Source organism: Chitinophaga eiseniae, from assembly GCF_900167135.1.
Classification (GTDB): Bacteria; Bacteroidota; Bacteroidia; order Chitinophagales; family Chitinophagaceae; genus Chitinophaga; species Chitinophaga eiseniae.
In genome coordinates this window covers 26,484-50,332 of record NZ_FUWZ01000010.1, presented here as the reverse complement: position 1 = coordinate 50,332, position 23,849 = coordinate 26,484, and the positions used below count along the sequence as shown (strand labels likewise).

19 protein-coding genes and 1 tRNA gene are annotated in these 23,849 nt (G+C 49.4%); 7 read left to right on the top strand and 13 right to left on the bottom strand.

The window, feature by feature from the left end:
* The first annotated feature begins 41 nt into the window (after positions 1–41).
* Positions 42–386 (top strand): 50S ribosomal protein L20, encoded by a 345-nt coding sequence (gene rplT, locus B5D63_RS33945; protein ID WP_078673350.1) that lies wholly within the window; start codon positions 42–44, stop codon positions 384–386.
* A 3-nt stretch (positions 387–389) separates the two neighbouring features.
* Here the strand turns inward: rplT and ispE are convergent, their stop codons facing one another.
* From ispE to B5D63_RS33925, 4 genes are all read right to left on the bottom strand, one after another.
* Positions 390–1,199: a 4-(cytidine 5'-diphospho)-2-C-methyl-D-erythritol kinase gene (gene ispE / locus B5D63_RS33940; RefSeq protein ID WP_078673349.1), complete on the bottom strand. Its 810-nt coding sequence runs from the start codon at positions 1,197–1,199 to the stop codon at positions 390–392.
* A 75-nt stretch (positions 1,200–1,274) separates the two neighbouring features.
* Entirely contained in the window at positions 1,275–1,874 is a 600-nt protein-coding gene (locus B5D63_RS33935; protein WP_078673348.1) for a bifunctional nuclease family protein, read from the bottom strand.
* 226 nt (positions 1,875–2,100) lie between these two features.
* Positions 2,101–3,072: an electron transfer flavoprotein subunit alpha/FixB family protein gene (locus B5D63_RS33930; RefSeq protein ID WP_078673347.1), complete on the bottom strand. Its 972-nt coding sequence runs from the start codon at positions 3,070–3,072 to the stop codon at positions 2,101–2,103.
* 45 nt (positions 3,073–3,117) lie between these two features.
* Positions 3,118–3,858, bottom strand: a complete 741-nt coding sequence (locus tag B5D63_RS33925) for an electron transfer flavoprotein subunit beta/FixA family protein (RefSeq protein ID WP_078673346.1) — start codon at positions 3,856–3,858, stop codon at positions 3,118–3,120.
* A 157-nt stretch (positions 3,859–4,015) separates the two neighbouring features.
* Between B5D63_RS33925 and B5D63_RS33920 the strand changes: the two genes are divergently transcribed.
* Positions 4,016–4,327, top strand: coding sequence for a hypothetical protein (locus B5D63_RS33920; RefSeq protein WP_078673345.1), 312 nt, complete (start codon positions 4,016–4,018; stop codon positions 4,325–4,327).
* Positions 4,328–4,345: 18 nt separating this feature from the next.
* On the top strand, positions 4,346–5,689 hold the full coding sequence (tilS, locus tag B5D63_RS33915) for a tRNA lysidine(34) synthetase TilS (RefSeq protein WP_078673344.1): 1,344 nt from the start codon (positions 4,346–4,348) through the stop codon (positions 5,687–5,689).
* Positions 5,690–5,740: 51 nt separating this feature from the next.
* Here the strand turns inward: tilS and B5D63_RS33910 are convergent, their stop codons facing one another.
* Both B5D63_RS33910 and B5D63_RS33905 read right to left on the bottom strand, forming a co-directional pair.
* Positions 5,741–6,349 carry a rhomboid family intramembrane serine protease gene (locus B5D63_RS33910; RefSeq protein WP_078673343.1) on the bottom strand — a complete coding sequence of 203 codons (609 nt, stop codon included), beginning with the start codon at positions 6,347–6,349 and terminating at the stop codon, positions 5,741–5,743.
* Between the two features lie 28 nt (positions 6,350–6,377).
* Positions 6,378–6,851 carry a 23S rRNA (pseudouridine(1915)-N(3))-methyltransferase RlmH gene (locus tag B5D63_RS33905; RefSeq protein WP_078673352.1) on the bottom strand — a complete coding sequence of 158 codons (474 nt, stop codon included), beginning with the start codon at positions 6,849–6,851 and terminating at the stop codon, positions 6,378–6,380.
* Positions 6,852–6,975: 124 nt separating this feature from the next.
* On the opposite strand from B5D63_RS33905, the gene B5D63_RS33900 reads away from it, so the two are divergent.
* Positions 6,976–7,049, top strand: a tRNA-Arg gene (locus B5D63_RS33900).
* An 86-nt stretch (positions 7,050–7,135) separates the two neighbouring features.
* On the opposite strand, the gene B5D63_RS33895 is transcribed toward B5D63_RS33900, so the two are convergent.
* Positions 7,136–7,318 (bottom strand): hypothetical protein, encoded by a 183-nt coding sequence (locus tag B5D63_RS33895; protein ID WP_078673342.1) that lies wholly within the window; start codon positions 7,316–7,318, stop codon positions 7,136–7,138.
* A gap of 192 nt (positions 7,319–7,510) precedes the next feature.
* Here B5D63_RS33895 and B5D63_RS35220 point away from each other — a divergent pair, with 192 nt between their 5' ends.
* On the top strand, positions 7,511–7,672 hold the full coding sequence (locus B5D63_RS35220) for a hypothetical protein (protein ID WP_159456270.1): 162 nt from the start codon (positions 7,511–7,513) through the stop codon (positions 7,670–7,672).
* Between the two features lie 448 nt (positions 7,673–8,120).
* Here B5D63_RS35220 and B5D63_RS33890 read toward each other — a convergent pair whose 3' ends face one another.
* On the bottom strand, positions 8,121–10,376 hold the full coding sequence (locus tag B5D63_RS33890) for an ATP-binding cassette domain-containing protein (RefSeq protein ID WP_078673341.1): 2,256 nt from the start codon (positions 10,374–10,376) through the stop codon (positions 8,121–8,123).
* Between the two features lie 289 nt (positions 10,377–10,665).
* On the opposite strand from B5D63_RS33890, the gene B5D63_RS33885 reads away from it, so the two are divergent.
* A complete protein-coding gene (locus B5D63_RS33885) occupies positions 10,666–11,967 on the top strand; it encodes an aminotransferase class I/II-fold pyridoxal phosphate-dependent enzyme (RefSeq protein WP_078673340.1) in 1,302 nt (433 codons plus the stop codon).
* Positions 11,968–11,994: 27 nt separating this feature from the next.
* Positions 11,995–15,129, top strand: a complete 3,135-nt coding sequence (locus B5D63_RS33880; protein ID WP_078673339.1) for a non-ribosomal peptide synthetase family protein — start codon at positions 11,995–11,997, stop codon at positions 15,127–15,129.
* 76 nt (positions 15,130–15,205) lie between these two features.
* Here the strand turns inward: B5D63_RS33880 and B5D63_RS33875 are convergent, their stop codons facing one another.
* The 5 genes from B5D63_RS33875 to B5D63_RS33855 all read right to left on the bottom strand — a co-directional run bounded on the left by B5D63_RS33875 (position 15,206) and on the right by B5D63_RS33855 (position 23,746).
* The gene (locus B5D63_RS33875) at positions 15,206–15,898 is read right to left on the bottom strand and encodes a DUF4998 domain-containing protein (protein ID WP_078673338.1); all 693 of its coding nucleotides are present in this window, start codon (positions 15,896–15,898) and stop codon (positions 15,206–15,208) included.
* A gap of 6 nt (positions 15,899–15,904) precedes the next feature.
* Entirely contained in the window at positions 15,905–17,137 is a 1,233-nt protein-coding gene (locus B5D63_RS33870; protein WP_078673337.1) for a DUF5000 domain-containing lipoprotein, read from the bottom strand.
* 20 nt (positions 17,138–17,157) lie between these two features.
* Positions 17,158–19,083, bottom strand: coding sequence for a RagB/SusD family nutrient uptake outer membrane protein (locus B5D63_RS33865; protein WP_078673336.1), 1,926 nt, complete (start codon positions 19,081–19,083; stop codon positions 17,158–17,160).
* Between the two features lie 12 nt (positions 19,084–19,095).
* On the bottom strand, positions 19,096–22,374 hold the full coding sequence (locus tag B5D63_RS33860; protein ID WP_235021700.1) for a SusC/RagA family TonB-linked outer membrane protein: 3,279 nt from the start codon (positions 22,372–22,374) through the stop codon (positions 19,096–19,098).
* 493 nt (positions 22,375–22,867) lie between these two features.
* The gene (locus tag B5D63_RS33855; protein ID WP_078673334.1) at positions 22,868–23,746 is read right to left on the bottom strand and encodes an AraC family transcriptional regulator; all 879 of its coding nucleotides are present in this window, start codon (positions 23,744–23,746) and stop codon (positions 22,868–22,870) included.
* Between the last annotated feature and the right edge of the window lie 103 nt (positions 23,747–23,849).

Below are 23,849 nucleotides of genomic sequence, written 5' to 3'. Positions count from 1 at the left end.
CCAAACAATCGAATTTTATAACCTGAGAAAAAACAAAGACAATGCCTCGTTCAGTTAATGCCGTAGCTTCAAGAGCCCGGAGAAAAAGGATCTTAAAGCAAGCCAAAGGCTTTTACGGTAAAAGGAAAAATGTTTACACCGTAGCGAAGAACGTCCTGGAGAAAGGACTTACCTATAGCTACGTGGGTCGTAAATTAAAGAAAAGAAATTATCGTCAGCTGTGGATCGCCCGTATCAACGCTGCGGTAAGAGCAGAAGGTCTGACCTATTCTGTGTTCATGAACAAATTAGCTGGTAAGAACATCGATCTGAACAGAAAGGTGCTGGCTGACCTGGCCATGAACGAACCAGAAACCTTTAAAGCACTGGTTGCTTCTGTAAAGTAAGCGCTAATTAACTTTAAATACCAGATAGCTGGCATCCCACCGGATGTCAGCTATTTTATTTTTGGGGAAGAGGCCTACCACAGCCGACCCGCTGCCGCTCATCGTCGCATACACCGCTCCGCCTTCATACATCGCCGACTTTATCTCCGCCAGTTCCGGATGCGCTGCAAACACCGGCGCTTCAAAATCATTGCTGATCACCTGTCGCCACCCGCTTACCGGCGATTGTATCATGTCTTTTAATGCCCGGGCAGGCGCTTGCGGGGTGATTTGACGGAAAGCCCAACCGGTATTGACGTGAATGCCGGGGTGCACCAGTAAAAAGGAATAGGCGGAAAGGTCCAGTGACAGTGGCTCCATGATCTCACCGCGGCCGGTGGCGTAACAAGGCTGATTCAGTATAAAGAAAGGACAATCGCTGCCCAGCCGGGCTGCATAATCCACCAATTGCGATGTTGTAAGTTCCAGCTGAAATTTTTTATTGAGCAGTTGCAGCATAAAAGCGGCATCAGCGGAGCCGCCACCCAGGCCGGCGCCTATGGGAATATGTTTGTGCAGGTGGATGTTGACCGGCTGCAGCTGCGGAAAGTCCTGCTGTAACAGGTGAAAAGCCCGGAGGCACAGGTTGTCCGCCGCATCGCCGGGAACGGGGATACCGCTGCTGGTGAACTGCAGGCTGCCGGGGGTAATGACTTCCAGCGCATCTGTCACGGGCAGGGGATAGAAAACTGTTTCCAGGTCATGGAAGCCGTCGGCCCGCTTACCGGTGATATGAAGGCCCAGGTTTATTTTACAGTTGGGAAAAACGATCATATTGATGGCATTACACGGCAAAACCGCAGCGGAGGGGGATTCCCACCGACAGCAGCTGTCCTTTCTGAAAAATAATTATTTACTTTTTCTGCTGTTGATTTCATCGCGGATGGCGATGGCGCGGATATAGTCTTCCTGTTCCAGTACTTCCTGGAGGAGTTGTGTAAGCTCGTCCAGGCTCATTGCCTTGAGATCGTCCTCTGCGCCTCTCTCGTGTTCGGAGATAGTAGGAGTGACAGGCTTTGCGCTTTTTTTACCAGCCGGATCATCCAGCAGTATACCGGCGCTGTTGAGAATATTTTCGAAAGTGTAGATCGGACAACCAAAACGTACCGCCAATGCGAGGGCATCGGAAGTGCGGGAGTCTATCTCAATGGTTTCGTCGTTGCTGGAACAGATGAGTTTGGAGTAAAAGATGCCCTCCTGGAGATTACTGATGACCACCTCATGAAGCTCTATGTTAAAAGCATTCATGAAATTTTTCATCAGGTCATGTGTGAGGGGGCGGCTGGGTTGCATTTTTTCTAACGCCACTGCGATCGCTTGTGCCTCAAAGCCTCCGATCACGATGGGTAAACGGCGTAATCCATTTACCTCTCCCAATACCACGGCATATGAATGAGTCTGCGTAATGCTGTGCGATAAAGCAACTATTTCCAGTTCTATTTTTCTCATATCTGTCTTGCGTTGTCGCTGAATATTTTGTAAGACCGTGAAGTTAGAAAAATATTCCTTATCTAAAAAAAATCTATCATGATTAATGGCCATTTTGACGCAATTACAAATTATGAATTACGAATTACGAGTGAAGGACCCGGCTGTAGCGTGTTCATTTATGTAACCTGGGCTACAACGGTTACCCTTCCTTCGTAATTCGTAATCTATCGTGCGTAATAGCTGTTTACCGGCCTTTGAATTCTTTGACCGCGGCTGTCAGTTTCGGTACCACCTCAAAAGCATCACCAACTATGCCATAATCTGCGGCTTTAAAGAAAGGCGCTTCAGGGTCTTTGTTGATCACAACGATCACCTTGCTGCCGTTAACACCCGCCAGGTGCTGTATGGCGCCGGAAATACCGATCGCTACATAGAGGTTGGGACGTACGGTTAAACCGGTCTGGCCAACATGCTCGTGATGCGGGCGCCAGCCGGCGTCCGCTACGGGGCGGGAGCTGGCAGTGGCTGCACCCAGCGCTTTGGCGAGGTCTTCCAGGATGCCCCAGTTTTCGGGTCCTTTCAGGCCACGGCCACCGCTGACGATGATCTCTGCTTCTGTGAGCGGGATATCGCCGCTGACGGTCTCCGTCCTGATAACTTTCACTTTAAAATCGGCATCGTTGATGGCGGGCGCGAAAGTTTCCACAGCAGCGGTGCCGGAGCCGGCCACGGCAGGGAAGGTGTTCGGCGTCAGCGATATTACTTTGCGGTCGGAAGTGATATTTATGTTGGCGAAAGCCTTGCCGGAGAACACGGTTTTTTTCACCACAAAGCCGTTAGCAGTATCAGGATATGACACAGCGCCAGCCACCAGTCCGGCTTTCAGGCGGGCTGCCACCCGAGGCGCCACCGCCTTGCCGTCGAAGTTGTGAGGGAATACGATCACGGCAGCGCCTTCTTTATCGGCAGCTTCCGCAATGATTTTCGTGTATACGGTGCTCTCTACTTCCTGCAGGCGGGCATCGGCCACGTGCAATACTTTGGCGGCGCCGTAGTTGCCCAGGGCGGCCAGTTCCGCGTTGTCCGCAGGACCGAGTACCAGCGCCGTAGCGGTGGTGCCCAGCTGGGCCGCTACCTTTGATCCGTATTGAACTGCTTCCAGTGCTGCTTTCTTGATCTTTCCGTGTGCCTGATCGGCAAATATTAATATAGACATGAATACGTTAATTAGAAATGAAACAATAGATACCTGCTGCCGTGATTAGATCACTTTGGCTTCTTCATGCAGCAATTTCACCAGCTCCGCTACGTCGTCGGGGTTGATCAGCTTCACACCTGCTTTTGCCGGCGGCAGCTCAAAACTGGCCACGCTGGTCAGCGTATCGGCTGCAACAGGCTCCACTACGGCCAGGGGCTTGGTACGCGCCGCCATAATGCCGCGCATATTCGGGATCCGCGCTTCTGCCATTCCTTTCTGACAGGAAACGACTACCGGCAGGGATACTTCGCAGATCTCTTCGCCGCCTTCGATTTCCCGGTTGATAGTGGCCACCGTGCCGTTCAACTCAAATTTGGCTGCGATAGACACGTAGGGCAGGTCCAGCAGTTCCGCTACCATACCGCCTATACCGGAACCGTTATAGTCGATGGTCTCTTTACCGGTGAATATAATGTCATATTGTTTTTCTTTTGCATGCGCGGCAATCTGTGCTGCGATGTAATAACTGTCCGCACTGTCGGCATTGATACGGAACGCCTCGTCACCTCCCAGTGCCAGCGCCTTCCGGATGATAGCATCGCAATCCGCTCCGCCTACGGTGATCAGATGAACATCGGCACCCACCGTTTCCTTCAGCTCCAGCGCTCTTACCAGTGCATACCATTCATCATAGGGGTTAATAATAAACTGGACACCAGCCTCATTGAATTTCGTGTTATTGTCCGTGAAAGCTATTTTTGCAGTCGTGTCCGGAGTTTTACTGATACAAACTAAAATCTTCATGGCCTTAAACTGTTTGGTTTAAAAATGCGGTAATGGCAAATATATCTTATTTATGTACGCCAACCGCAAGGCTATATTATGATTTTAATCAGTATAAACAGCAGAAATATGATTGATAATTATAATTTATTGACACCGGTAAAAGCACAACAAAGACATGGACAGAATCGCACAGATCAAACAAATGCTGGAAACAAGTCCGAATGACAGTTTCCTCAAACACGCCCTGGCACTGGAATATATTAAGTTAAACAATGACACTGCGGCCCGGCAGCTGTTTGAAGAACTGCTGGCATACGAACCAGGATATACCGGCTCTTATTATCATCTCGGTAAACTGCTGGAGAGGCAGGAGGAGAAGGAAGCTGCCATTGCGGTATACGAAAAAGGGATGGCGATGGCCAAGGCTGCCAACGAAAGGCATACCTATAACGAACTGCAGTCGGCCTACGAAGAGCTGGTCTATTAATTTATTCAACACACATCAATGCCGCAACATTTACTGACTCATTTTATGGCCCACATCACCGGGCAACGTTTGTTTGACCCTGCCCAGCGTATCCTGCTGGCGGTAAGCGGCGGGGTAGATTCTGTGGTGATGGCCTATCTGTTCAAACAGGCCGGACTCCCGGCGGGAATCGCCCACTGTAACTTTCAGCTGAGAGGAGAAGAGTCCGTCCGCGATGAACAGTTCGTACAGCAACTGGCCGCTTCCCTCGGTCTTCCCTTGTACACCACCCGTTTTGATACCAACGCCTATACCGAAAGACACAACGTCAGCATACAGGTGGCCGCACGGGACCTGCGCTATCAGTGGCTGGAGGAGGTCCGCCAGCAGGAAGGCTACAGCTATATCGCTACGGCCCACCATATGCAGGACAGCGTGGAAACCGCACTCATGAATTTCTGCAAGGGGACCGGCATCGCCGGCCTGCACGGTATCCTGCCCAAACAGGAACGGATTATCCGCCCGCTGCTGTTTGCCGATAAGGACATCCTGATCGCTTATGCCGCCCTGCATCGCATCGATTTTGTGGAAGACAGTTCCAATATAACGGACAAGTATACACGTAATTTTTTCCGCCACCAGATTATTCCCCGTATGCAGGAAGTGTATCCTGCCGCGGTGAAAAACATGGACAACTCCATCCAACGGATGCGCGAGACGGAAATACTTTACCAGGAATCCGTGGCACGGCACCGCAAGCGCCTGCTATCTCAGAAAGACGACACCTTTATGATCCCCGTGCTGAAGCTGCAGCAGACAGTACCACTGCAGACAGTCGCCTGGGAACTGCTGAAGGATTTTGGCTGTTCTGTAGCGCAACTGCCACAAGTGCTGCAACTGCTCAATAGTGAATCCGGACGCTATGTGGAGACATCCACGCACCGTATCATCCGCAACCGCAGCTGGCTGCTCATTACGCCGGCAGCGCAGACAGACGCCCCTCTTCATGTGCTGGACACTGCTCCCGCACACGTGACCTACGATAACGGACAGCTGCATGTCCGTCAGCAGGAGCGGGGACAGGCGACTATTCCCACCGCACCGGAAACGGCCTGGCTGGATGCAGCTAAGGTGAGCTTCCCGCTGATCCTGCGTAAATGGAAACAGGGGGACTATTTTTATCCGCTCGGGATGCCTAAAAAGAAAAAAATCAGCCGCTTCCTGATAGATCAGAAACTGTCGCTGCCAGAGAAAGAAAAAGTATGGGTGATTGAATCCGCCAAAAGAATTATCTGGGTAGTAGGCTTGCGTATCGACGATCGCGTCAAGGTCACCACAGGAACAGAAAATATCATCGCTATAGCATTAAAAACCCGGGACTAAGCCCGGGTTTTTAATGGTGCAGGGTATAAATTCCCCCTAACTAAAATATCATTATGGGCGGTGCAGCAACAGGTCCACGAAGCGGGCGCCCAGCTCCGGATGGAAAATCAACGGAAACACAATCCCGAACAATGCTCCCCAGAAATGCGCGTCATGGTTGATGTTGCCACCGCCTTTCCTGGAAAGGTAAGCGGAAAGGAACAAAAACAATACCCCATAAAGCACAGCAGGCATCTTAATGAAAAAGAACACGCCGATCTGTGCCCACGGCTCTACCATGATAAAGGTAAAGAGCACCGCGGAAATAGCCCCTGATGCGCCCAGCGACGCGTAATGCGAATTGTTGCGGTGTTTGAGGAAAGAAGGAATGTCGGACACAATGATGCCTAACAGGTAGTATAACGGATACATCAGCTTTAAGCCAAACAACGCCCTGAAAACATCTTCCACATATGGCCCGAAGAAAAAGAGGGTCAGCATATTGAAGATAAGATGGGTATAGTCGGCATGTACAAACCCGGAGGTGATGAACCGGTAATACTCGTTATGATTTTTCACCATGTACGGCTGCATCGTCAGCTTATCCAGCTGGTCATAATTGTTCAACGCGGTATAGGAAATCAGGCAGGTAATAATGATAATAATAATACTAACGGACATAAGCTCAGATGTTAGACTATAAATGTAACTATTGATGATGATATTTTTCCCTGTTTAATACCGTATAGGCACGATACAGTTGTTCGGTAAAGATGAGCCGCACCAGCTGATGCGGAAATGTCAGCGGCGACAGGGACAGCTGCAGTTGCGACCGTTGCAGCACAGACTGGTCAATGCCGAAGGCGCCGCCTATCAGGATGATCAGTTGCCGCGTGCCGGCATTGGTGCGCTGTTGCAGGAATTCTGAAAACTGTACGGTCGTCATCATTTTTCCGCGTTCATCCAGCGCCAACAAATAATCGGTCGGTTGCAACAGATCGAGGATGATTTTCGCCTCCTGTTTTTTCAGTTCAGGTACCGATAAACTGCCGGCCTGTTTAACCGTCGGGATCAGCTTCACCTCAAAATCCACATAATGTTGTAACCTTTTTTGGAAGACAGCCATGCCCTCCCGAATGTAGGGGTCATGCTCCTTGCCGATGCTCCAGAGTTGAATTTTCACTTGCAATAATCATTAAACAACAGTTGTAAAAGTAAGTGTAAATCAGAAAATTGCAGAAAAAAAATAGGAAGAATTTGGTATTTTCGAAAAAAGGGCTACCTTTGCAATCCTATCACAAACAAATGGCTGCGTAGCTCAACTGAATAGAGCATCTGACTACGGATCAGAAGGTTTCAGGTTTGAATCCTGACGCGGTCACAGAGAAAAGGTCACTTCTATGAAGTGACCTTTTTCTTTTTACGCCGGCTGTAAAAGAATAATGCTGCTCCCGGAAATGCACCTGTTTAACATCTCGCGGTCTGACAGGTGGTCCGGGTATTACAGATAATGGCCTGGGTGGCGCACATACAATCACTCGGCAGCGTTGCACCACCAACGATCCCCACCAGTTTTTCCCCGCTCAGGGCAGCGATCCTGATTTTTCCCAGCGGTAATTTTTTTTCGGAGCCTGTTTTTGCTTTTTTCATGACGCAGATTTTGGTGAGCCCCAAAGGTCAGCGTAGCTGCTGCAGGTTTCCTTCAGTATAAACAGACGTAACTGTCAACTGTTTTTAAGCACTTTGCTTCTTACTGTATTAAAAAACTCAGGGTGTTTTACAATCTCAATTTTTCATTGGAACACACGGTTTTGAAAACGCTTAAAGCGGAATTGGCCGGGAATGATGGCTATGGCCGGCCTTCAGATACCTGCCGCTGCTATCTGTGCGCCGCTGGCGCTCCATGAACAGGTGAACGGATACCAATGGACCGGTATCTTATTGATCATCGTAGCGGTTGCAGGGATGAATATTCCTGCTGTGAAAAACAGGAATGGCCTTTAAGTTGAAGTAATGAAGCATGGTACGACTGCATACTCCCCGCGGATACAAAGACGATATTTATACTTCACCTGAAATGCTTCCGTTATGAAAAAGAGAAAATTAACTATCCCTAAACTTTTCCTGCACAAAGCGGTCATCAGTGATTTATCCCAACAAAAAATAACCGGAGGGGCTACGTTGCCCTGGGAAACCTGTGGTCAGACGATTTGCCAGGCAAGCTGCCAGTGTACGCAGTTTAACTGCCCTTCCCGCGACCCTAACGGCGTTACCTGTGTGCTTACCTGTATTACAACCGTATGTTGATAATAGCAAACCAAACCCTTTCGTTATGAAAAAGAAAAAAGTAAATCTTTCTGATAATACCGGAAACGCATGCCTGGATGCAATCTGATCAGTAGCGTGAACTTACAGCGGGCGTCGCAAAATATTTTTGCGACGCCCGTTTATTTCAGGACCGTACAGACTCCCGCAAATGAAAACCGGTATAGGAATCAGTCCGTGCTGTCAATGCTTCCGGTGTTCCTTCGAAGATGATCTTCCCGCCTTTGTGCCCACCTTCCGGACCCATATCGATGATCCAGTCTGCCCGTTTGATTACTTCCAGATTGTGTTCGATCACCACTACGGTATTACCTTTTTCCACCAACCCGTCGATCAGTTGAACCAGTTTGCCCACATCTGAAAGGTGTAAGCCGGTAGTGGGTTCATCCATTACGTATATACTGCCTTTTTTATGTAGTTCACTCGCCAGCTTGATCCGCTGGCATTCCCCGCCGGACAGCGTACTTAACGGCTGGCCGAGCGTCAGGTATTCCAGTCCTACTTCAATCATGCTGTCCAGCTTGCGACAGATATCTTTGGCAGTAAAAAAATCGCGGGCTTCACGGACGGTCATGGCCAGTACATCCGAGATAGATTTGTGATTGAGTAGGTAAGCCAGGACTTCTTCTTTATAGCGTTTGCCTTCACATATTTCGCAGGGTGTTTTTACCCCTTCCAGGAAAGCCAGGTCTGTATAAATTACGCCGCTTCCCTGGCAGTTTTCGCAGGCTCCTTTGGAGTTGAAGGAGAAGAGAGCGGCATCAACCTGGTTGGCCGTGGCAAATGCTTTCCGGATCAAATCCATGGTGCCCGTGTAGGTAGCGGGGTTGGACCTCGTAGATGTACCTACGGCAGATTGATCAATTACCACCGCCTGCGGATAAGCGCTTAAAAATGCATGATGGATAAGTGAGCTTTTGCCTGAACCGGCGACGCCGGTCACCACCGTCAACACACCTTCCGGTATATTGACGCTGACGTTGTGAAGGTTGTTGGCGTTGGCATTGTGTACGGGAAGCTGGCCACGCGGAGTCCGGCAGGTTGTTTTCAGCGGCAGGCTGTGTTTCAGATATTTTCCGGTCAGCGTATCTGAATGCAGTAGTCCTTCCAGTTCGCCTTCGTACATGATTTGTCCGCCCTTCGTGCCTGCGTGAGGGCCTACATCCACGATGTGGTCGGCAATGCGGATCACATCGGGATCGTGTTCCACCACAATTACCGTATTGCCTTTATCACGGAGTTTTTGAAGCAATCCGTTCAGGCGGTACACATCTCTCGGGTGCAGTCCTACGCTGGGCTCGTCGAAGATGTACAACACGTCCGTGAGGCTGCTGCTGAGATGTTTTACCATCTTCACCCTTTGTGATTCGCCGCCGGAGAGCGTATCTGTCTCCCTGTTCAACGTAAGGTATTCAAGTCCCATGTCCACCAGGTGTTGTAACCGCTCCGTCAGCGTACGGATCATCGGTACGGCCACCGCATCGTCTGTCTCTTTTAAAAAGGTTATCAGTTCACCTGCTTCCATGGCCGACAGTTCGGCAATATTGTATCCTTTGATTTTGCAGGACAACGCAGCCTCATTGAGGCGTGCGCCCTTACAGGCGGGGCAGGGGCCTTCCTGCAGATAAGGCCGGATCATTTTCTGCGTTCTGTCGGAAAGCGTTTTGATGTCACGGCGGATATAGGCCCGTTCGAACTTCTCTATTACGCCCATATAGGTGGCGTTCATATTACCTTCGCCGAGCCTGAGTTTAAATTTCCTGGGCTGACTGTAGAGCAGCAGCTCCATTTCTTCTCCGGTATAGTCCGCCAGCTTTTTGTCTACATCGAAAAAGCCGCTGTGGGCGTACATATCCTTCTCCCAGGTAGCCAGTCCGGGCGCTTGTATGGCGCCTTCTTTCAGCGATTTGCTGCGGTCTATGAATTTCGAGGCGTCGAACCCGAGCTTGCGTCCCCGGCCGCCGCATTGCGGGCACATTCCCTGGGGATCATTAAAAGAAAAAGCATTGGCATAACCCACATGGGGTTTGCCGATGCGGGAGAAAAGCACGCGCAGCACCGGTGATATATCCGTGATGGTACCCATGGTGGAATGAGAGCCGCCGCCCAGGCGCTTTTGATCTACCACAATGGCCATGCTCAGCTTTTCAATGGAGTCTGCATCCGGCTGCGGGAACTTAGGCAGCAGCGAACGGATGAACATGCTGAAATTTTCATACAACTGGCGCTGGGCTTCCGTTGCAATGGTGTCGAAAACAATCGAAGACTTGCCGGAACCCGATACGCCTGTAAAGATGGTGATCTTTCGTTTGGGAAGGCGCAGGTCGACATTTTTCAGGTTGTTCTCCCTGGCGCCGCGGATTTCAATAAATTCTGGTATCATGAAGGCATAAAATTTTTGAGGAGATGTAAAATAAAAAATTTAACCGGATTTACAGCTGGTTTTCGCAGTCTCTGCCTGATGACAACTTACAGTTAGTTATTTTAGGTTTGTCCCTGTTACTGTTAATCATTTTTGAAATAATAAAAACGAAACCTATAAAAAGCCTTATTTCTCCTAAGGCCATAGAGCCATGAGCACCCGCATCTGACCCATACATGTTTGTACAGCCGGTAGCTGGTTGTCCGGCGTTTTATTGCAGTTTTATTTGTTGACCTGATAAATCGAATCTATGAGTGAATCTTATGGGAAGAAAAACCCTGCGCTTGAAAGCGCGCTTTCAAAATCAACGGCGGATTTTTACGCGCCGGCCGGGAGTGATGTGCTGTCCCGGATGGATGCCTATTATTCCTGGGTAGAAAACAGGATCAGGACAGATACCTGGCTGTATTCGAGAGTCCAGACAAGCAGACCGGCACCAGTGATAACGGTAAGGGATGCCGGCCATCGGCAAATGGAAGCCGTTAATTTTGCTTCACAGGACTACCTCGGGCTGAGCGCGCATCCGGATGTCATAAACGCCGCAGCTGAAGCACTGCACCGGTATGGCCCGCACAGCGCCGGTTCTCCGATGTTCATGGGAGAAACGGACCTGGTGCCGCAGCTGGAAGAAAAGCTGCAGGAACTCACTGGTATGGAACATGTGCTGATCTTTCCCACCGGCTGGGCAGCGGGATTCAGTAGTCTGACAGGACTGGTAGGTAAAAACGACTACATCATTATGGACCGGCTGGCCCACGCCTGTCTCCGGCAGGGCGCTTATGCAGCAACCACCAACATCTTTAAGTTCGATCACCTGGACCATGAGGGCGCCCGGAAAGTATTGGCGTCCATCAGGACTAAGGATACGGTGAATAGTATACTGGTGGTGTCGGAAGGGCTATTCTCCATGAATGCCGATACGCCGGATATCCGGAAGTTGCAGGAGATTTGCCATGAATTTGACGCCCGGTTGTTGGTGGATGTAGCGCACGATCTCGGCGCCACAGGCCCTGAGGGCAGCGGCCAGCCGGGTATACAGGACATGAAAGGCAGGGTGGACCTGGTCATGGGCAGTTTCTCCAAAACGTTTGCTTCCAGTGGTGGTTTCATCGCTACGCATTCTGCGGCGGTGAAGGAGTACCTCAAAATGTACGCAGGGCCGTACTTGTTTTCCAATGCTATTTCTCCTGTACAAACCGCTGCAGCGCTGCAGGCCAGCCGTATTGTCACCGCTTCCGAAGGCGCCGCGCTGCGGGCATTATCATTGGGAAATGCACTTCATATGAGAGCGCGTTTTTCTTCGAATAATCACCATTGTCCCGGTATCGCGGCCCCCATTGTGCTGGTCCCTGTAGGTAGTGAACGCCATGCAAGACTGTCCCATGGCTTGCTCATGAAAAAGAACGTCGCCGCCATGATTGTGGAGTATCCCGTGGTGCCCTTGTCTGAAGCGAGAATCAGGTTGCAACTGATGTCTACCCACACTATCGGGCAAATAAACGACGCAGTGGACCACATCTGTGAAGTGTTGGATGAGGTCCGGAAAAAGTAATTGTTGATCCTTTTAAAATCCAAACATATGACACCCTCTAATGAAGGTACTTCCTTTATGCTCACCAGTGCTGAGCGTAAAAAAATCCTCCGTGATTTCAATAATACGTTAAGGCCTTTCGATAAACATCTTTCACTGGTACATCTGATACAGGAACGCGTTCGTATGGCGCCGGAGAGTGTTGCGCTTGTCTTTCAGCAGGAAAGCCTTTCCTATCAGCAACTCGATGAAAAGAGCAACCAGTGGGCATACTACCTGCAACAGGCAGGTGTGGCAACAGGCTGCCTGGTCGCTTTCTGTCTGCCGTCATCCATTGAAAAAATTGTTTGTATGCTGGCGATCCTTAAAGCCGGCGCAGCCTATGTGCCGCTGGACACCAACCTGCCCAAAGCCCGACTGGAATATATGCTAAAAGACGCACAGGCGCCGGTACTGATTACTTCCGTCCGTTTTGAAGCAAACTTTGCTGCCTACAACGGACGTACCCTGCTGGTAGATGACGATACGACAGCGGCCGCCCTGCGTAGCCTGCCGAAAGATTACACCTTGCCGCCTGTTACGCCTGACAGCCTGATGTATGTAATGTATACCTCTGGTACTACCGGCAAGCCCAAAGGTGTTATGGTGGAGCATGAGCAGGTGACCAACTTTATGCAGTGCTATGGTAACTACCTGCAGATAGATGCCACTACCAGGGCGTTACAGTATACGTCGACCGGCTTCGATGCATCGGCTGCGGATCTGTGGTTGCCACTGGTGGCAGGTGCGGCCTTGTATCTGTATCCGGACAACCGTATCACGGGAGAGGCGTTATGGCGGTTTATAAAAGAACATGAAATAACAGCCCTTCCGTTTATCTCGCCGTCTGTATTAGCTACCCTGCCGGTGTCAGAAAGCTGCGGCAAGCTGCAGGTCATCTGCGTGGGAGGAGAAGCTTGTCCGGAGCCCCTGATGAAAAAATGGAAGGACAGGGTGCGGCTGGTGAATGGTTACGGTCCCACCGAAGCTGTCATCCTGGTAAGCAGTTTTGTTTATGATGACGCACATCCCGCCGCCACGATCGGTCGTCCCAATGCGAACAGCAGTTTTTATATTCTTGATGCCAATATGCAGGTAGTGCCGATCGGGGAAACCGGTGAGCTATATATTGGCGGCGCGCAGGTAGCCAGGGGCTATTGGGGCCTTCCGGAATTAACGCGGGAGAAATTTATAACCAATCCCTTTGCAACAGAAGAGGAAATAAAAAACAACTGGAGACGAATGTATCAATCGGGTGATCTGGCCCGCTATCTGCCCGACGGCAATGTGGAATTTCTCGGCAGAAACGATACGCAGGTAAAGATCAGGGGCGTGCGGATTGAGCTGAGTGAAGTAGAAAACGTACTGTCCGGTCTTCCCGGGATTGTACAGGCGGTAGTAATTGTCCAGGAAGATAAATATGACGAACGTACCTTGCTGGCCTGTGTTGTACACCGGGAAGGCAAACTCAGAGGGGAGCGGTTGCAACAGGTGACCCAGGAAGTGAGAAAAGCACTGCAGCTGGAATTGCCCGCTCAGATGATACCGTCCGCTTTTCTTTTCCTGGAAAAATTGCCAGTGAACACACACGGGAAAATTGATAAACAAGCGCTCAACCTGGGCTCACGGGAGGTGATAGAGGCTATCTTCCCTGATGGGGTGGGGTTTCATGAATGTGAACAGGTGATTAAAGCGATATGGAGCGAAGTGCTTCAACAGAAGGAAATCAGCGTAACAGATAATTTTTTTGAACTCGGTGGGCACTCTATTCTTATTACACAGGTGTATAAAAGGCTGCCCGCCATTTTCAGGGCTAAAGTCACACTGCCAGAACTCTTTGATCATGTAACTGTCGAGGCGCTGGCGGCAAAGATCAGGGCTGGTTTAACCGGCGACGAAAAGTTGATGGATGGCGAAGCGGATGATAATTACCTGTTGAAAGACATCTATCTTTCTCCTGATATCGAGATCGAAGGCACCATAGATCCCGAATCGGTCAGCAATCCCAAAAATATTTTCCTCACCGGAGCCACCGGCTTCGTGGGATGTCATCTGCTGGCAGAGCTGCTGACTTCCACCGCTGCTGATATTTATTGCCTGGTCCGGGCAGCCGATGAAAAGGCGGCACTGGAAAGAATACGGGGTGTTTTTAAAGCCAACCGCATTCCTGATGAACAGTTTGCGGAAAGCAGGATTAAACCCGTCACCGGAGACCTGACGCAATACCAGCTGGGTATAGCCGATGAGCAGTTTGATATGCTCTGTGATATCATCGATGTTATTTACCATTCGGGCAGTTCGGTCAGTTATATTGAGCCGTATAATTACATGAAAGGATCGAATATCGGCGGACTGAACGAAATTATCCGGCTGGCATCTGCCCGGAAACTAAAATGCCTCGCGCTGTTGTCTACCGTAGGGGTATTTGCCTGGGAGTCCTATGACACGCAGCAGTATTTTAAAGCTGAAGACGATAGCCTGATGCAGGGATTGAAATACCTGAGGAAAGACATGGGGTATGCCAAAACCAAATGGGTGATGGAACAGATATTGGCGTTGGCCGCGTCGAAAGGCTTGCCAACGGTGCTTTTCAGGCTGGGTTTCGTGATGTGCCACAGCGAGACCGGCGCCAACGGCCTGGACCAGCTGTGGTCCATGCTGGTGAGGAACTGTATTGCAAATAAAGCATACCCGCTGGTCGTTGGCATAAAAGAAGAGCTGGTGACAGTTGATTATGTTTGCAAAGCCATGGTCCATATCACGAAACAGCCCAACGCCATTGGCAGAAAATTCCATCTTACCCCGCGTGTGGAAGAGGATGTGGACTGGATTGAATTTTTTACACGCCTGAAAGAAAACTTCGGATTTGATCTTGAAGCGTTGCGCTACCGTGATTGGATGGAGTTGTGGGAGAACAATGAGGAAGACATATTCTATCCTTATCTGAGCCTGTTTACCGATGAAATACAGGGAGGGCGATCGCTGGTGGAAGTATATCAGAATAGCTATCACTTTCATTGTGATAACACCCTGGCGTTTTTGAAAGGAAGCGGTATTACCCCTTCCAAAATAACGGACGAGGTGATCACGGCTTACCTGCATTTCCTCGGAATTCCTGTTCCCGGGAAAGCAGTAAAGCCATAAGCAAAAAAGGGTATCTCATTTGTTTATGAGATACCCTTCTTTTATGGAGGGAGCTGTCAGGTAAAACGACGGCCTGTTATTGCACCGTTATGGTATCGCTATAGGCCACATTGAAAGTATCCAGTGCTTTCAGTTCCGGGATGTACGAAGAGAGAACGGCCACCCTGGTACCGGCATTGACTGCGTTTAATACGATCGAATCACTGCGGGCCGAGAGGTTCACGGTTTGCAGCTGGTTGCTGGCATTATAGAAGGTAAGACGGGTATTGATATTGAGGGCGGTATCCGTTGCCGAGAAAAAAAGTTTGCAGGCGTTTCCAGGTAGCGCTACCGGCGGCTTTGAGCTGTTGAGCTGACGATTTACAAGGGAGGAAATATATAGCGGACCGTATATTCTTACGCCGGAAAGCGATTGCCCTACGGATTTGTTTCCTTTGCTGTCTGTCGTATACAAAACAAAATTTTGTACATATTCGTCCATGCCGGTGATCAGCGTTCGGATGGTGTCCTTTGTGGTGCCTTTGGCGGGCAGTTTCATGGAATCGGTATTGTTGTTCCAGTAAATAATATATGCTGTGATACTGGGATCGGGGCTTGGTTGCCACTGCAGCATGGCGCGGAGATAACCTGACCTGGCGTTGAGACTGCTGACAGGGCCGGGGTAGATGATTTCGGCATCATTCAGCAGGTCTTTATATTTTGTCGCCTCTTTTGTACAGGCGGCTGTACAAAGCCAAAAGGCTAACAATAAAAATGTAATTGCTTTCATGTTCGTTTATTTTGTATTACCAAAAACGGTTATCTCCATGGCATGGGCGAAGGTGGCGCCGGACCAGGACTCGGAAACGGCCAGCCTCAGGAACCGCGCCCTGGGCGCTGTAAAAGGAAAGTTGAACTCGGTCCCTTTATTAAAGAAAGCTTTGTCGGCGGCGGTGGCAGCGGTAGGAGGGGCGCCGGAAGGAGGGCCGGGCCATGCATAGTTGCCCATGTTAACCCAGTCACCCAGGACTGTTCCTACTTCGGCAAATACCGGTAATACCACATCTGCCGGCGCAGGGTTGTCGGAGCCCCAGATGGAGAACACTTTTGGGTTGCCATGACCGTATTCATATCCGGACCTTCCGTAGAGGATAAAACGACTTAGTTTGGCAGAAACGCCCAGGCCAAAGGTAGCTGTAATCGGTAGTGGAACATTTTCCTGTACCGTATGCCAGCCGGTTCCGCCGTTATTACCATTCCAGAGATTACTTAACGACCAGCCGAATCCTATTTTGGTATCGCTGGGCAACCGGTTTTCGAAAAACTTGCTTTTGTCGAGCTGGGTTTCAAATAATGGCCGGATCGTTTGATAAACGGTATCTGAATTATTGCCCCATTGATCGGTGACGTAGGTGGCAAAGGCTTTGGGCAGCGTATCAAATCCCCGCGCAGAAAAATTGATGAGAGAAAAGTCACTGAAGTTTTGCTGGAAGATCCCGTACTTGGGATCACCAGCGGCTTTATAAAGTAGTATGGCGCCCACCGGTTTTTTGTAGGGATTGGCTGTTTGCACATTTACACCACCAAAATCGGCCTGCATTTTGATGGTTTTTGCCACAAGCTGATAAATGGGCGTATCGGGGTTCACCTTTACCGTAACCACGTCTGATGACACATCCGCGCGGGAAACAGCGGTCAGTTTCACTTCATATTCTTTCTTTCTGGCAAAACCGTCTACGGTAATGGTATCGCTGTAGTAGCTGGATTTAGTTTCCCTTGATTTTCCGGTTTCATCATTAATGATGTAGGATGCTTTTACATAGAGTACATTTCCTGTTTTGGGCAGCTGATAGGTAATAAAAGCCCCTCCGTTGAAGTTGGTCACTTTAACATTGGATACAACGTCGGGCTTTGTTTTATCGGAGGATACCGGCGTATTGTAATTCACCTCCTTACTGCATGAAAAAAGGAGATATACGAAAGCCAATGCCGGCAGGGTGATTTTCAGAAAACGGGATGTCTGATGCATAACGTCTTAAGTTTTTGTGGTTACCAATAAAGTGTCTGAACCAGATTGGGATTGTTGGACATGGCCCCGTCTGAGAGCGGCCAGAAGTAATCCCTTACGGTAACTCCGGGAATGAATAGTGTCTGCAGGGTATAGAAGCCGCTGTTGCTGCTTTGGAAGATACTCCAGCCCTGGACGGGGGTGGACAATACGGTTAACATTTTTTTCCAGCGGCGGAGGTCCCATCCGCTTCTGCCTTCAAAACATAATTCAATCCGGCGCTCCTGTTGAATGATCTCCCGAAGGCCGTCTTTGCCGGATGGTTTAGCGGGAAGTTTACTGTATTGTGCCCAGGACTCAACTACCCCTTTGAGCCCCGCACGGGCGCGTACCATGTCAATATACCGGTAGGTCTCCGCATTGGGACCTGACACTTCATTCAGGCATTCCGCGTAGAGGAGGTAAAGATCTGCCAGTCTGATCCGCGGCAGACGGTAGGCCGTTTGTTGTACGCCTTCATTAAACACCGTAAGATAGTTAACGAGCTTTTTAGGCCACGCAGCCAGTACGTTGATCCTTACCCTGTCTTTAGGGCCGGCTTTGGATGTGGGGCCTTTTGCTTCGATATAGAGTGCGTTATTGGGATCTGTTACGCCGTTACCAAACCAGATGCCCCCGTCGAAACCGATATTGGCATAATACCTCGATTCCCTGGCAAAGTTATTTTTTACCGTTACATAACCGCTTTTGATATAGTATTTGCTGGCATCATCGCCCGTTTGCAGATCAAAGCGGTGGGCGTAATCCCAGTTCTTGTCTTCGTTAACGGGAACGCCGTTGTTGGTATAAAAAAGATCGGTGGTGAACATAGGCACCGTAAAGCTGCCGGCTGCTGATGTGGAATTTTCCACGGCTTTGCTGGTGAGCCTTGGTATGCAGAATGACTGGTAGCCGAAATTGGGGTTCAGTGCCCAGATCACTTCTGCGTTGAGGTCCCATTTTTCTGTGACCGCGTTTTGTATGGTCAGCACCTTGCGAAGAGAGTCGTTGAGGGTAGGCAGATTGGCTGGCTGTATAAATGTGTACAGGCGCATATTCAGCGTGGCTGCTTCGTCGAGGGCTGCTTTACAGGCATCTGCCGCCCGCTTCCACTTGGCAGGGTCTGCGGATGCAGGGAAAAGCGCCTGCCCGTCCTTGTTTTTAAACTGTGCGTAGTCTGCATTGCCATTGAACAAAGGGCTGGCCTGCGTGGCCAGTACTTCTGCCTTCACGGCCATTGCTGTCACCCTGGTGATGCGTCCCAGTTCCTGTTGCAGGTTGCCGATTTGTTGCGGCAGGTCCGGGATGGCTTCATCCAGCAGCTGCACCACATAATTGAACACTGTGTCCACCGGCTGCCGTTTTACGCGGATCTCTTCGATTGGAGCGGTAATGCTTTGATTTGCCCGGTAAATTGGAATCGGGCCATACATCCTGGTGAGAAAATAATGATAATAGGCTTTCAGAAATTTTGTTTCCGCTATCCAGCGCGCTTTTTCTTCCGGACTCAGATCAATCGGTTTGTCGATGTTTTCGAGCATGATGTTACAGCGACGGATAGCCTGGAAGATGGACCCACCGCCGTTACTGCCGTCCCAGTAATTCAATACCGGGTTGGAAATATTCTGTACCGTACCCCGCGTCAGCTGAAAACCGGCATCGGAGATAGGTCTCTCTGAAAGGTCGTTAGGGTAAACAATCTCGCCGGATGTCGTGAATCCGGGGTCCGTTACTACATCGCTCATGTTCTGGAGGGTGCCGTAGCAGGTGAAAAGGTAATTCTCGGCTTCATTCCTGTTGCGGAAGGCATAATCGATTGTACCTACGTTCTCCGGTGTTACATCGAGATATTTTTTGCATCCCTGCAGGAACCCCAGGGCAAAGCAGAAGGCGACTGCGAACAATATCCGGTCAACTATATATTTCATGTTGCGGTGTATTTATAAGTTAACATTAAGGCCGATATTGTAGACTCTTTGTATCGGATAGTTAAAACCATTGCTGCCCAACTCGGGGTCCCACAGTTTGAACTTCGTAATATTGAAGAGATTCAGGCCGTTGACATAGATGCGGCAGTACCTCACGCCAATTCGCTCCATCAGTGAAGCTGGCAGCACATATCCTATTTCCGCTGTTTTCAACCGCAGGAAGCTGCCGTCGCGCATCCACCAGGAGCTTTGCTGCAGGTTGTTTTCAATTGCCTGTGCACTGGTGCCCAGCCGGGGATAGAGGGCATAGAGGTTTTGGTTTTCCTCTGACCAGTGATTGTCTGCAAAGGCCTGTAATATTTGTGACTGGCTCTGGATCTGGGGAGAAGGAGGGATCACAAAAGGACTTACCGACCTGGGATCGATAAAGAAGCTAACCCTGGCCTGTCCCTGGAAACGGGCATTCAGTTCAAAGCCTTTGTAGTTGATCGAAAAACCAAAGCCATACATGATCTGCGGCACGGTGGGGAATCCCAGCGGCACCATATCCGCCACCGTAAGGCGGCCGTCTCCATTCAGGTCGCGGTATTTAATGTCGCCGCCACGAGGGGGATTGCCGCCGAATGTCTGCGAAGGAGATGCCAGCGCCTCTTTATCGTCTACAAAAAGCCTTTCGGCGATGTAGCCGAACTTCTGGTTCAGCATGGTGCCGGACACATAGCGCCAGGGCTCCGCGTACTGTGGTTCTTCATAAGTACCGTAGGTCCCTTTCGAATAGGTGAAGTTGGACATGTATTGTATCCGGAGGTTTTTGGAGAACACCTGGTTGTAGTTGGCGGTAAGATCCAGGCCGTTCACTTTAACAGTTCCTACGTTGGTCAGGATGTCCGCTTCCAGCCCCATGCTGGACGGGATGTTACGTTTCATCAGTATATTGCTGCGGTCCTGCTTCCAGTATTCAGCGATGAAGTCGAAATTTTTGAACAGGGTGAACTCAATGCCGGTATTGAGGATTTTGGCGGTTTCCCAGGTGACATTGGTGTTCTCATAATTATTGATCTTTACCCCCCTGCGGAGATAGATGTTCTGTAGTCCAAAATAGGAACCATTACTGGCATTGAGGTTTACATCGGAGAGGTAAAAGAAACGTTGCTGTCCGATATCGTCGTTGCCACTCAAGCCATAGCTGGCCCTTAGTTTCAGCGAGGTGATCACATTTGTCAGCCCCTCACTCCAGAAGTTTTCTCTTGACACGATCCATGATGCGCCAACAGTGGGAAAGAAACCAAAGCGGTTATTCCTGGAAAATCTTTCCGATCCGTTATTGCCAAAGTTGAATTCCAGAAAATAGCGGGTAGCATAGTTATAACTCAGACGGCCCGCCAGGTTGAGGTTCCTGTAGGGCAGGGAGTATTGCAGGCTGGGCTGCTGGGTAACAGGGTTCGTGCCGTTGGCCACGAGCCGTTGCTGCCTCACCCCGATTAGCGATGCGGAGATATCGTGCTCGCCTAACTGTTTATGATATTCAAGCTGTCCCTGGAATTGCAGGAAAGTATTAGCATCCTTGCGCCCCGGAGAGTAGATCAGATATTCAGTGGCGGCGCCGTTATCGCCGGAACCGAGGCTGCCGAGGAAAATGCCGCCGGGAAGTGAGTTAAGCCATGTAAGCCGGTATTCGCCGGTGGCTTTGTTATAATCCTGTGGTTGTACCGTATAATAGAACGGGTTGTAAGCCATGGTATTGTCGAAATAGGAATAACGGTTGGTATTGAAGAATCCATGAAACTTGAGGCCGGGGGTGATAAAGCTGAAGTCCTGGTGAAGCTCCAGTGTCGCCGACATCCGCGATTCAGAGAAACGTTTGTAGCCCCTCATCATTTGGGCGTAGGGGTTGGAGTATCCGACGCCGGTGCCTATGCTGGAGGTACCGCCGCTCTGGCTGGAATTACCAAAGAGGATATGCTGGACAAGCCTGTTGGCTGAATCGGGAGCGTAATAGGCCGGAAACAGAACGGGGCTTGTATGGACAGCGGCGCTGTAGAGGTCTGAAGAAAATGAGGCATCGTTGGTAAGCGGACCGTTGTAGTCGTTAAAGTTGCCCCATAACCTTAGCACCATCTCCGTACTCTTCGTGAGTTTCACGTTGACGTTGGAGCGTAACTGGTAGTTCTTATAGTTTACATTGTTGTTGAAGTTATTAGCGGAACTTCTTTTTAACATGCCATTGTCGTTGCTGAAAGAACCGGAAACCAGGAAGCGGGCGATGTCTCCGCCGCCGCTCACATTCAGATTGGCCCGTTGGGTGCTGGCATATTTTTTAAACATCAGATCGAGCCAGTCTACCGCCGGGTATACGTAGGGATTGCTGCCGGGGGCATTGTCGAGGGTCTGCTGTGTATTGTATATTTTATCAGCATCAAAGGTGATGGGCTGTAGCGGATCGCGGGTGGTGCCGGCTTCGTTATACAGCTTCATATAAGTAATGGGATCGGCCAGTTTGATACTTTGCGTAGGCGTGGAAATCGCATTTTCAAGGATGAGATTAAGCCTGGTCTTGCCTTCTTTGCCCTCTTTGGTGGTAACGAGAATAACGCCGTTGGCGCCTCTTGCTCCGTATAGGGCGGTGGCGCTGGCATCCTTGAGTATGGAGAAACTGGCGATATCATTTACCTGGAGACGGGCCAGGTCATTGGTGGTCAGTTCAACGTTATCGATTAATATCAGTGGGTTCTGCCGGTACCCGAAAGTAGTGACGCCACGGATGAAAAAGTTGGAGTTGTCAAGTCCTGGCTGACCGCTTTGCTGGAAGCCTATGACGCCGGCTACCTGGCCTGCCAGTGCGTTGGTGAGGTTACTCCCCGAAGTCCGTAGATTGTCTGCCGTAATGGTAGATACGGAGCCAACAACAGATTCCTTTATCTGCTTTCTGCCGAAGGCCGTTACCACCACGTCTGTCAGCACCGTCTCCAGCGGCTTGAGCTGAATGGAGAAAGTATGTGTTTTCTCCGTTACGATAATGGTATCTCCCTTGAATCCTACAAATTTGAACAGAAGCGTGGTGCCGGGGTTTACGCTGATGGTAAATTTGCCGTTGTTGTCAGTGGCGGTGCCGAGTGATTTATTGTTCGCTGCCATAACGGTAACGCCGGGAAGGGGTCTTCCGCTGCTATCTGTGACCGTGCCGGTGGCTGGTACCTTTTCCTGTGCAAAGACTTGCTGCGACAGCAACAGGAAAAGTAGGAGCATGGGGTGGCAATACCATCTCCGGAATGGTGTGTGGAATTTCTTCATGTAATTTGAAGTTATGGGTAAGAAAAAGACGTTCACTGTCCGTCTTATGACAAACAAAAAATTTTGGTTAATAATAGTGCATACGCGGGTTCTTCGCTGTGTTTACAACGCGAATGCTATCTTAGTACTCAATAATGTTAAAGGAATTGCTACCTGTTTTTGAATTTTTTTTCTGAATGATTTTGGTTGCTGTTTTTTTAATATTTATTGCCGGAAATAACCCTGTGCTGCGCGTACGTCAGCACTTATTCATTGCTCGCTTACTGCTGTAAAAAGAACTGCCTGGTAATGCTGTGGCATTACTGTCATTTCATTTTTCTGGTCTTCATGTTTAAATGATTATAGGGGTGTTCGTCTATCAGAATAAAATCTATCAGTATAAATACGTTGTCGTCAAAATTATCAATAAGGAAGGATTGATTTACAGGTAAATTTGACTTATTTCAGCACAATATTGCCATTTTGGTCAGGCATACTGCCGGAATATTGCTAATTAGAAACGAAGTTGCAAACTCTTCCGGTATTCTTTAGGTGTTAATCCCTTTTTTCGTTTGAATAATCTGTTAAAATGGGTTGTATGATTGAAGCCTGCCCTGGATGCCAGTTCCGCCATGTTCATTTCTTTCTCCTGCATGAGACGGCAGGCATAGCTGATACGAAGGTCATTGACAAAGTCAACGAATGACTGTTGTGTTCTGCTTTTAAAAAAGCGGCAAAATGAGTAAGTACTCATGGAAGCGACCGCTGCAATTTCTGTGAGGGGAATTTCCCGGCGAAAGTTGCTGAATATATGTTTAAAAATGGCTTCCATTCTTGTCTGCTCCTTATCTTTAAACGGGTTCTCATAATTACTGCTGGTTAATAACCGGTATTCTTTTGCTTCTGTTAAACAGACGACCAACTCCATAAAGGAACTGATCTGCCGCAGCCCGTATTCGGTGAGCATACGTTTCATCAGAGCGACAATGTTGTCTTTGCTGGCGCCATAAAACTGAATACCCCGCTGTGCCGTATGCATCCATGATTCCAATTGCGAGGTGTTTCCGAACAGTGCTATACATTCTTTCAGTAAGGATGGCTCTATATTAATAACCATAGAGTGTGCCTGCAATTGGTTTTCGTTCCCGAAATAACTGGCCTCATTGTACCATACATGCGGCACATTTGAACCAACGAAGATCAGCTCTCCGCTTTCGAAATATTCCACGTTGTCTCCAATGATCCGCCGGCCGGTGCTTTCCACCACATGTACCAGTTGACATTCCTTGTGAAAATGAAACTCTGTGGAAAATGCAGGAAGACTGATCTCTTTTATCAAAAAGAGCTGGTCTGATATCAGGTGATGACCTAGTGTGGCTAAAATTGGTTTCATTTAATTTGTATATAGTTGTCTGCGCCTGGGGATATTGGGTGGTGGAGTTTTGGTTGTCGATCAATTTAAAAATAATAACTGTAGTAATATTCTTTTTTACAAC

Bases quoted from the DNA above. Each gene is read 5' to 3' on its own strand.
- B5D63_RS33875 (WP_078673338.1), bottom strand. From the start codon at position 15,898: ATGAAAGCAATTACATTTTTATTGTTAGCCTTTTGGCTTTGTACAGCC.
- B5D63_RS33880 (WP_078673339.1), top strand. From the start codon at position 11,995: ATGACACCCTCTAATGAAGGTACTTCCTTTATGCTCACCAGTGCTGAG.
- B5D63_RS33885 (WP_078673340.1), top strand. From the start codon at position 10,666: ATGAGTGAATCTTATGGGAAGAAAAACCCTGCGCTTGAAAGCGCGCTT.
- ispE (WP_078673349.1), bottom strand. From the start codon at position 1,199: ATGATCGTTTTTCCCAACTGTAAAATAAACCTGGGCCTTCATATCACC.
- B5D63_RS33890 (WP_078673341.1), bottom strand. From the start codon at position 10,376: ATGATACCAGAATTTATTGAAATCCGCGGCGCCAGGGAGAACAACCTG.
- B5D63_RS33860 (WP_235021700.1), bottom strand. From the start codon at position 22,374: ATGAAGAAATTCCACACACCATTCCGGAGATGGTATTGCCACCCCATG.
- B5D63_RS33870 (WP_078673337.1), bottom strand. From the start codon at position 17,137: ATGCATCAGACATCCCGTTTTCTGAAAATCACCCTGCCGGCATTGGCT.
- B5D63_RS33930 (WP_078673347.1), bottom strand. From the start codon at position 3,072: ATGTCTATATTAATATTTGCCGATCAGGCACACGGAAAGATCAAGAAA.
- tilS (WP_078673344.1), top strand. From the start codon at position 4,346: ATGCCGCAACATTTACTGACTCATTTTATGGCCCACATCACCGGGCAA.
- B5D63_RS33865 (WP_078673336.1), bottom strand. From the start codon at position 19,083: ATGAAATATATAGTTGACCGGATATTGTTCGCAGTCGCCTTCTGCTTT.
- B5D63_RS33910 (WP_078673343.1), bottom strand. From the start codon at position 6,349: ATGTCCGTTAGTATTATTATTATCATTATTACCTGCCTGATTTCCTAT.
- B5D63_RS33920 (WP_078673345.1), top strand. From the start codon at position 4,016: ATGGACAGAATCGCACAGATCAAACAAATGCTGGAAACAAGTCCGAAT.
- B5D63_RS35220 (WP_159456270.1), top strand. From the start codon at position 7,511: ATGATGGCTATGGCCGGCCTTCAGATACCTGCCGCTGCTATCTGTGCG.
- B5D63_RS33925 (WP_078673346.1), bottom strand. From the start codon at position 3,858: ATGAAGATTTTAGTTTGTATCAGTAAAACTCCGGACACGACTGCAAAA.
- rplT (WP_078673350.1), top strand. From the start codon at position 42: ATGCCTCGTTCAGTTAATGCCGTAGCTTCAAGAGCCCGGAGAAAAAGG.
- B5D63_RS33895 (WP_078673342.1), bottom strand. From the start codon at position 7,318: ATGAAAAAAGCAAAAACAGGCTCCGAAAAAAAATTACCGCTGGGAAAA.
- B5D63_RS33935 (WP_078673348.1), bottom strand. From the start codon at position 1,874: ATGAGAAAAATAGAACTGGAAATAGTTGCTTTATCGCACAGCATTACG.
- B5D63_RS33855 (WP_078673334.1), bottom strand. From the start codon at position 23,746: ATGAAACCAATTTTAGCCACACTAGGTCATCACCTGATATCAGACCAG.